The organism is Kitasatospora sp. NPDC091257 (assembly GCF_044757675.1).
In the GTDB taxonomy this organism is placed as follows: domain Bacteria; phylum Actinomycetota; class Actinomycetes; order Streptomycetales; family Streptomycetaceae; genus Kitasatospora; species Kitasatospora lactacystinica.
Genome location: NZ_JBIVVI010000255.1, coordinates 1 through 8,679, shown reverse-complemented (window position 1 = coordinate 8,679; position 8,679 = coordinate 1). Strand labels below are relative to the sequence as shown.

Here is an 8,679-nt window from a genome sequence, read left to right as displayed (position 1 = left end):
CTGCCGGCCGGCGCCATCACGGAGGGCTCAGGCCGTCCTTGACGAGTGGTGTGCCGGCCGGCACCGCCTCCTGCCTACTCTGTCCGGCCGCTGGTCCGGCCCGTGATCAGCGCAGGTGCCGGGCGAAGAACCCGGCCGCGTCCTCCCCGGCGAACTGCGGGACGCCCGTGTGCCCGCCCATGTTGGCGTGCAGCGTCTTCTCCTGGGAGCCGAAGGCGTCGAACAGGTCCAGGGACGCCTGCCGGTCGTTCCCTTCGTCGTCCCACTGCAGCAGGACGTGCAGCGGAACGGTGACCCGGCGGGCCTCCTCGAACATGGCGCGGGGCACGAAGCTCCCGGCGAAGAGGCCGGCGGCCACGATGCGCGGTTCGACCACCGCCAGCCGGATGCCGATGGAGATGATTCCCCCCGAGTACCCGACCGGGCCGTCGATCCCGGGCAGCGCGAGGAGGGAGTCCAGGGCGGACTGCCATTCCGGGACGGCCCGGTCGACGAGCGGGAGGATGAGGGCGTCGATGATCTCGTCACTGACCGGCTCACCGGCGGCCATGGCCTGCCGCAGGTCGGCGCGGGCCTGTTCGGCCGCGGCCCAGCGGGGCCGGTCACCGCTCCCGGGGAGTTCGATGGTGGCCGCGGCGAAGCCGTCCGCCGCGCAGCGTCGGGCCCGGGCGACCAGCCGGGGGTACATCTTGTGCAGCCCGAGCGGGGGGTGGCCGAGCAGGATCAGCGGGACCGGCTCGGACGCGGAGGCGGATGCGGGCGTCCACAGGATGCCGGGGATCTCGCCGAGGGTGAACTCGCGCTCAAGGATGTCGTCGTCGAGGCGCTGTTCGGAAGTGAAGTTCATGGTCGTGCCTTTCGGGAGTGCGCTGGAACGGCGCTCCCGGACGACGACCTATCGCCCGACCGTGACCCCGGAGGAGAGCACCCATGTCGATACGTTCACGGGTACCACCTCCTTGTTCTCTCGCACGGCCTCCGGAAGGCTAGCAGATCGGCGGAAGCAACGGTCGATGAAGCGAACGCGCGTCCGTCGAGGTTCGACGGCATGCGGTCAAGGCCCGGTGGCACGCTCGACGCCATCACCGTGTCCGGCGTGCGGGTCTCGCGCATCGCTCAGTCAACGTCCGTGAGAGTCCTCGGCGCCGACCATCCCGACACGCTGATCACCCGGAACAACCTGGCCACGTGGCGGGGGAAGACGGGGGAGCGGGCCGAGGCGATCGCAGCCTTCGAGGCGCTCCTCCGCGACATGCTGCGGGTCCTGGGAGCGGACCACCCCCAAACCCTCATCGCGCGCAACAACCTCGCCGCGACGCGGCACGAGGCGGGGGACGCCGTGGGCGCGGCCGCCGAGTTCGAGGAGATCCTCGCGGACCGGGTCCGGGTCAGCGGCCCCGACCACCCGGACACCCTCCACTCCCGTACCAACCTCGCCTACTGGCGGGTGGAGGCGGACGATCTCCGGGGTGCGGCCGCCGCCTTCGGGGAGCTCCACGCGGGCCGTGTCCGGGCGCTGGGGCCGGGCCACCCCGACACCAGGAGCGCCCTGGCCTCCGTCGCCGGGCCGCCGTCGGGGCATGATCAGAACTCATGATCCGTGTCCCGAAGTGTCGTTGTCGTCCCGGCGTCGTTGTTCCCTACGGTGAGGCTGCGAGGACGTCCGGCGCGGACACCGGCACCGTGGCGCCGCCCCTCGCCCCCGGGCCCGGGCCGGGTTCGCGAAAGGCACGTACCCATGCCGATGGACATCGTCGACGCTCAGATCCACCTCCACCTCACCATGAGCGCCGAGGAGACCCTCGCCGCCATGAACGCCCTGGGCATCCAGGCGGCGGTGATCGACGAGTTCTGGGGCTTCGAGGCCCGGACCGGCCACGGCGAGCCGGGCATCGCGCTGCCGGGGGCCCGCGCGTTCCGTGCCGTCGCGCCCGGGGCCGAGATGGCGTCGATCCGGTACCCCGAGCGCTTCTGCTACCTGCTGCGCATCCACCACCGCGATCCCGAACTCGCCGCCGGTATCAGGGCCGTGGCCGATGCGCCGCACGCCCGGGCGGTGCGGATCGTGGCACGCGAGGACGAGGACGTCAGGGAACTGGCCCGCGGCGACTACGGGCCGGTGTTCGACGCCTCCGCCGACCACGGCCTGCCCGTCTTCGCGATGACGGCGCGCAACGGGCACCTGCTGCGCCCCTACGCGAAAGCCCATCCCGACACCCCGATCGTCCTCGACCACGTCGGAATGCCGGTGAACGACGAGGAGTTCGAGGACGTCCTGCGGCTGTCCGACCAGTCGAACATCATGATCAAGTGGGGGCACGGCCCGGAGCTGTTCCACGCCGGTGACTACCCGTTCACGCCCGCGCTCGACAAGCTGCTGCGCGTGCTGGACGCCTTCGGCCGCGAGCGCGTCATGTGGGCCAGCGACCACACCATGATCAGCGGCGACCACTGCTGGGCCGACGAACTCTTCGCCCTGCGGGAGACCGACCGGCTCGGCGCCGAGGACAAGGAGTGGCTCCTCGCCGGGACGGTGCGTGCCGTCCTGGACTGGCCGCGCCCGGCGAAGCCGTGAGCGGGGCGGCTGTTCGGCGGAGGTGACGGCCGGTCGGCACGGTCGGAACCCTTCCGGATCCGCCCCGTCGGCCCGTCCCGTCGCCGGTCGCCGAGTGCCGCGTGAACCAGAGGGGAAGGCCCCGCTCCAGGGCGGTGAAGTCTCGGTGGTCGCGACCCGGGATTCCCGCGAACCAGTCAACAACGCTGTCGGTCAGTGCTATGTTACCCGGCGGTTCGAGAGTCGGTGCGACGGCTCCGGACTGTGCGTCCCGCCACAAGTCACCACTGCCTCAGCACCGTTGACACCGAAGGGACCCTCCACGTGACCGTGCGCAAGCTGACGCTGTCAGCCGCGGCGACAACCACCGTGCTCCTCCTCTGCGGCGCCGTCCTGACCGGAGCGGCGGCCTCACCGGCCGCCGCGAGCACCACCGCAGCCACCGCAGCCACGACGACCACGGCAGCCGCGCCGACCGCGTCGTCCGACCCGTCGGCCTCGTCCGCCGCCCCGAGCGCGTCGGCGACGCTGGCGCCCCCGACGTCCGGCACGGCCGCGGCCACGGTGGCGGCCCCGGCGCAGGGCAGCGCGCCGGCGACCGCCACCACCGCCCCCGTCCTCGCGCTCTCCTCCTACGACCCGACCACCGGCGCCGCCGTGCTCGCACCGGCCACCACCGGTCCGCAGGCACCGTCCGCCCTGGCCGCGAGCCCGGCCGCCGCCGCGGCCGCCGTCCGGCCCGGGCAGCTGATCGACAGCCCGCCCACCCCGGCGGCCCCGCACGGCGCGCTGGTCGCCGTCACCGATGTGCAGCCGACCGCCGACGGGAAGGTGGCCGTCTCCACCCGCCCGGCCACCCTCCCCGAACTGCTCGGCGGCACCAGCGCCGGCCTGCGCAGTGCCGTCAGCCCGAGCACCTTCGACGTCCAGCCCCAGATCGGCGGAGTCCAGGTCGTCACCGACCTCGGAGCGACCTCCGGTCAGGGCTCCGTGTCCGGCAGCCTGGGACTGAGCGCGAACGCCACCGTCCCGCTGCCCGACGGCAGTTCGGCGAAGCTGTCCGGCTCGGTCTCGCTCCGTCCGGCCATCGACTTCTCCTACCAGGGCGGCCTCGGCGTCATCGACCCCCAGCAGGCCCGGGTCGGCTTCACCCTGGGCGCGCACGCGGACTGGCACGTCAGCGCGAACCTCACCGCGAGCACCGGGCCGATCCGGATACCCCTGGCCACGTACAGCGCCAGCCCCGTGGTGATGGTCGGCCCGCTGCCCGTCGTGATCAACCTGGCCTTCACCCTCTCGGCCGACATCAGCGCCGACGGCACCGTCAGCCTCGACGCCGAGCAGGCCTACGACGGCCAGTGGGGCGTCCACTCGGACTACGTCAAGGGCCCGGGCTGGACGACCACCACCGACCCCGGGAACTCCACCGTCTCCCCGCTGCGCCTCGACCTCAAGGGCTCCGCCTCGGCGAAGGCCGGCCTGCTCGCCGAGGGTTCGATCGCCCTGTACGACACGGTCGGCGTGAAGGCGTCCATCGAGCCGTACCTGCGGGCCGTGGTCAACGGCTCCGTCGTCCTCGACGGCGCGGGCACCACGCCGGACGTCAACGGTGCGGCGGCCCTCTACGGCGGACTCGACATCAACGGGGCGCTGATGGCCCGGCTCGTGATCCTCGGCACCCCGATCCTGGAGGCGGACCTGCCCTTCCTGGCCTTCCATCGCGAATGGCCAATCGCCTCGGTCAGTGTCGGGCAGCCCCCGGTACGGCTGGTGGACTGGACCTCGCTCAACGCCAGCCTGTTCGACGACAACCACTCCGCCTACCTGAAGACCCGGCCGGACTGGGACCCGTACGCCCTCAAGGCCGCCTGCCCGGACGGCAGCCGGCTGATCGGGCTGAGCTACGGCGGCGACAACGGCCTCTGCACGGACGTCACGAAGGCGGACCTGTGGGACGCCGGCCGCGCGTTCGTCGTCGACCACGGCGGCACCTACGTGACCACCGAGTGGGCGTCGGGCTACGCCAAGGCCCAGTGCCCGGCCGGCTCGGTCATGACCGGGTACAGCCGCAACGGCCGGACGATGGGCGCGCTGTGCGCCAAGTCCGCAGCCCCGCTGGGTACTTCGACCCGCACGCTCTGGTTCGAGAAGGGCGACAACCGCCCGGCCGCGGCCGGTGGCGGTGACTTCTCGTACGGCTTCGCCAAGGGCCAGTGCGCGGACGACGAGGTCGTCGCGGGCATGGCCTACAGCGCGCCCTGGTGGCAGCTGTGGGCGGCGCGGCCGTCCGCGCTGCTCTGCCAGAAGCTCGCCCTCTGACAGCCGTAGGGCAGCCACCCCCGAACACGGCCGGCCCACGGCCGACCACGGCTGATTGCGGCTGATGGCGGCTGATCACCGAGCAGGTCGCGCGGCCGGGCGCCACCCTCCACCGGATGGCGCCCGGCCGTGCTCAGTCCAGACCCCGGGCCCCGCGGAAGCGGGCCGTGAGGGCGTCCGGGGCGATGAGCGGGGCCGGGTAGTCGGGGGCGGGGTCGAGCAGCCAGGGGCGATGGACGGCGGCCCCCGGCAGATGGGCGAGTTCGGGCACCCAGCGCCGCACGTACGCCCCGTCCGGGTCGTACCGGTCGGCCTGGCGCAGCGGGTTGAGCACCCGGTTGGGGCGGGTGTCGGTGCCGGTGCCCGCGACCCACTGCCAGTTGAGCTGGTTGTCGGCCACGTCGCCGTCGACCAGCAGTGACAGGAAGTGGGCGGCGCCGATCCGCCAGTCCAGGTACAGGCACTTGGCGAGGAAGCCCGCCGTCAGCAGGCGGGCCCGGTTGTGCATCCAGCCCTCCTCGGCGAGCTGGCGCATCCCGGCGTCGACGATCGGGTAGCCGGTGCGGCCCTGCCGCCAGGCCTCGGCCTCGTCCTCGTCGTGGTGCCAGCGGTCGTCCCTGGTGCGGTAGTCGCGGTGCGCGGCGTCGGGGCGGGCGGCGAGGACCTGGTGGTGGAAGTCGCGCCAGGCGAGCTGCCGGACAAAGGCCTGCGCCCCCTCGCCGTCGTGCCGCAGGGCGCGTTCGACGAGTTCGGTCGGGGACAGGCAGCCGAAGTGCAGGTACGGGGAGAGCCGGGAGGTGGCGTCGGCGGCGAGGTCGTCGTGCACCCGGGCGTAGGCGTCGACGTCCCAGCGCCGCCACCGCTCCCTGGCCGCGCTCTCGCCCCCGGGCGGCAGGGCGGGCGAGAGCGGTCCGGTGAGCAGCAGGTTCTCGCTGCCGATGCCGCCCGGGGTGTCGAGCGCCCGGGGCGCGCCGAGCACCGTGCGGCGGGGCGCCTGCTGCCAGGCGCGGTGGTACGGGGTGAAGACCGCGTAGTGGTCCCGGCCGGCCGGGGTGATCCGGCCCGCGGGGACGACCGTCACCGAGGCGTCGTGGACGTGCAGGCGGTCGCCGAACACCTCGCGCAGCCGGGCCTCCCGCCGGTGCGCGAAGGCGCTGACGCCCGCGGCGACGTGCACGGAGGCGGGAGCGGTACCGCCACCGGCGGCACCCTCGGCCGCACCTTCGGCCTCGGCCTCGGCGGCGACCCGGGCCGTCTGCTCGGCGGGTTCGCCGCGGCGCACGATCAGCCGGGAGCCGATCCGGCGCAGCGAGGCGTCCAGGTCGGCGAGGCAGTCGGCCAGGAACGCCTGCCGGTTGGGCGCGGCGAAGCCGGCGTCCTCGACGGCCGGGTCCAGGACGAACAGCGGGACGACCCGGTCGGCCGCGGACCGGGCGGCGTGCAGCACGGGGTTGTCGTGCAGCCGCAGGTCCTGGGTGAACAGGGCGATCGATACGGTCACGGGCGGGGCCTCACAGGTGGTGCCGTCGGGTGTTCTGATTGCTTCTACCGCTTCAGCTGCTTCTCCCCGGGTGTTCGGAGCCGCCCGCGGCGCGGATTGGTCCCAACGGCCCCGCGGGTCCGGTCGGCGGGCACGCGTTCCGCCGGCGGCGCCCCGACGGCGGGTCGTGTGCCGGCAGCGGTGCGTGGTGCGGCAGCGGTGCGTGGTGCGGCCGGGGCGTCGCGTGAGAGGCTCGCTCCATGGAACAGCGTGTACTCGGCCGTACCGGCCGCCCCGTCTCGATCGTCGGACTCGGTACCTGGCAGCTCGGCGCGGACTGGGGGGACGTCCGCGAGGAGGACGCCCTGGCCGTGCTGGAGGCCTCGGTGGAGGCCGGCGTCACCCTCTTCGACACCGCCGACGTCTACGGCGACGGCCGCAGCGAGCGGCTGATCGGCCGCTTCCTGAAGGACCGCCCGGACGCCGAGGTGTTCGTCGCCACCAAGTTCGGCCGCCGGGTCGAGCAGCGGCCCGAGCACTACAACCTCGCCAACTTCCGTGCCTGGGCCGACCGTTCGCGGGACAACCTGGGGGTCGAGCGGCTGGACCTGGTGCAGCTGCACTGCCCGCCGACGCCGGTCTACTCCTCGGACGAGGTCTTCGACGCCCTGGACACCCTGGTGGAGGAGGGCCGGATCGCCGCCTACGGGGTGAGCGTGGAGACCTGCGCCGAGGCGCTGACGGCCATCGCCCGCCCGAACGTCGCGAGCGTCCAGATCATCCTGAACGCGTTCCGGCTCAAGCCGCTGGAGCAGGTGCTGCCCGCCGCCGAGGCAGCCGGCGTGGGAATCCTCGCCCGGGTGCCGCTGGCCTCGGGCCTGCTGTCGGGCCGGTACGACGAGCACACCGTCTTCGGCCCGGACGACCACCGCACCTACAACCGCCACGGCGAGTCCTTCGACCAGGGGGAGACCTTCTCCGGGGTGGACTTCGCGACGGGCGTCGAGGCGGCGGTGGAGTTCGCCGCGCTCGCACCCGAGGGCGCGAGCGCGGCGCAGACGGCGCTGCGGTGGGTCACCCAGCAGCCGGGGGTGACGACGGTGATCCCCGGTGCCCGCAACGTGGCGCAGGCCCGGGCCAACGCGGCCGCCGCCGGGCTGTCCCCGCTGCCGTCGGCCACCCTGGCCGCCGTGCGCGAGCTGTACGACCGGCGGATCCGGGCGCAGGTCCACGCCCGCTGGTGACGGCGGGCGGCCGGTCACGGCCCGTGGCCCTCACGACGAGCGTCGGGGCGGGGCCGCGCGGTGGGCCCGCCGGTGCGAGGGCCGGCCGGCCTCGCGGCCCGCGGGCTTCCGGTGGCAGGCGTGCGAACCGTCCGGCCCGGGAGCATGCCGACGCGCCGGGAGCCCGCACGGGCCGCGGGGGCCGCGGGGGTGTCTCGGGCCGGCTTCGGCCGTCGGCGGTTCAGGTGGTGGCTGCCCCAGGCGAACACGCCGATGAGCAGCACGGCGAGGGCCAGGGCGGGCACGGCGACGGCGTACAGGGCGGGGCCGTCGGGCGTGGCCGGGAACGGTGGGGTGGTCATGGTCTTCTCCTCTCCTCGCGTTCCGGCGGCGGGCCCGGCCCGAGGGGGAGGTGACCGGCGGCCCGGGTCCGTCGCGTGACGCCCGCTTACCCCGCGCGCCCGGGAGGCATGCCCGGCCCGGCCCCGATGGCGGACCCGGGCTCGATGCCGGGGCGGGTCAGGAGAACAGATGGGCGAGGGCGGCGTCGATGTCCAGGTGCTCGGCCTCGGCGCCGGCCGGCACCAGGCGGAAGGAGTCGAGGAGGAACGCCGTCACGACGGCCGCCGGAACACTGATGACGGCCCGCGCGGCCGGAGAGCGCAGGGTGATCAGCACGCGGCCCCCCGGCCCGGGCGCGACGGTCACGTCCCCGAGGCCGGCCGGGCCGTGCCGGCCCCTGTCCAGCAACTCGCGCGCGAAGGTCCACTGCGCCGCGTCGTCGTCGCCGAGCGGCGGGAACGCCAGGCACACCGCGTACGGCGACGCCGTGTCGAACCGCAGCTGCGCCTCCACGGCCACGTCGGGAAACGGGCCCTCGGGCAGGGTGACGGCGGTGGACCAGGAGGTGGCGACGGTCATGCGACGAACTCCCATTCTGGCGATGGCACCCGGTTTCCTCCGGCCGTGACGGCCGGTGGTGGCAGCGCTCGGCTACCCGCGCGCCCGGGGTGCATTCCTCGTCTCTCAACGCAACCGCGTCGCCCGGCGTGATCCCCCACCCGGGTGGTTTCCCGGTCGGGGGAACGGGCAGCCGCCTACCG

The 8,679-nt window shown here is 74.1% G+C and carries 8 protein-coding genes; 4 read left to right on the top strand and 4 right to left on the bottom strand.

The features are described 5' to 3' along the window. Window positions 1-106 precede the first annotated feature (106 nt). Entirely contained in the window at window positions 107-847 is a 741-nt protein-coding gene (locus ACIQOV_RS14655; protein ID WP_401048586.1) for a dienelactone hydrolase family protein, read from the bottom strand. Between the two features lie 282 nt (window positions 848-1,129). Here ACIQOV_RS14655 and ACIQOV_RS14650 point away from each other — a divergent pair, with 282 nt between their 5' ends. The 3 genes from ACIQOV_RS14650 to ACIQOV_RS14640 all read left to right on the top strand — a co-directional run bounded on the left by ACIQOV_RS14650 (window position 1,130) and on the right by ACIQOV_RS14640 (window position 4,873). Then, a complete protein-coding gene (locus ACIQOV_RS14650; protein WP_401048584.1) occupies window positions 1,130-1,597 on the top strand; it encodes a tetratricopeptide repeat protein in 468 nt (155 codons plus the stop codon). 141 nt (window positions 1,598-1,738) lie between these two features. Beyond that, window positions 1,739-2,575, top strand: a complete 837-nt coding sequence (locus tag ACIQOV_RS14645; RefSeq protein ID WP_401048582.1) for an amidohydrolase family protein — start codon at window positions 1,739-1,741, stop codon at window positions 2,573-2,575. 303 nt (window positions 2,576-2,878) lie between these two features. Beyond that, window positions 2,879-4,873 (top strand): hypothetical protein, encoded by a 1,995-nt coding sequence (locus ACIQOV_RS14640; RefSeq protein WP_401048581.1) that lies wholly within the window; start codon window positions 2,879-2,881, stop codon window positions 4,871-4,873. A 133-nt stretch (window positions 4,874-5,006) separates the two neighbouring features. Here the strand turns inward: ACIQOV_RS14640 and ACIQOV_RS14635 are convergent, their stop codons facing one another. Next, on the bottom strand, window positions 5,007-6,374 hold the full coding sequence (locus ACIQOV_RS14635) for a cryptochrome/photolyase family protein (protein WP_401048579.1): 1,368 nt from the start codon (window positions 6,372-6,374) through the stop codon (window positions 5,007-5,009). A gap of 239 nt (window positions 6,375-6,613) precedes the next feature. On the opposite strand from ACIQOV_RS14635, the gene ACIQOV_RS14630 reads away from it, so the two are divergent. Further along, window positions 6,614-7,597, top strand: a complete 984-nt coding sequence (locus tag ACIQOV_RS14630) for an aldo/keto reductase (protein WP_401048577.1) — start codon at window positions 6,614-6,616, stop codon at window positions 7,595-7,597. Window positions 7,598-7,611: 14 nt separating this feature from the next. On the opposite strand, the gene ACIQOV_RS14625 is transcribed toward ACIQOV_RS14630, so the two are convergent. Continuing rightward, complete coding sequence (locus ACIQOV_RS14625) at window positions 7,612-7,938, bottom strand: hypothetical protein (RefSeq protein ID WP_401048575.1); 327 nt, start codon at window positions 7,936-7,938, stop codon at window positions 7,612-7,614. 157 nt (window positions 7,939-8,095) lie between these two features. Further along, window positions 8,096-8,497 (bottom strand): SsgA family sporulation/cell division regulator, encoded by a 402-nt coding sequence (locus ACIQOV_RS14620; RefSeq protein ID WP_401048573.1) that lies wholly within the window; start codon window positions 8,495-8,497, stop codon window positions 8,096-8,098. Between the last annotated feature and the right edge of the window lie 182 nt (window positions 8,498-8,679).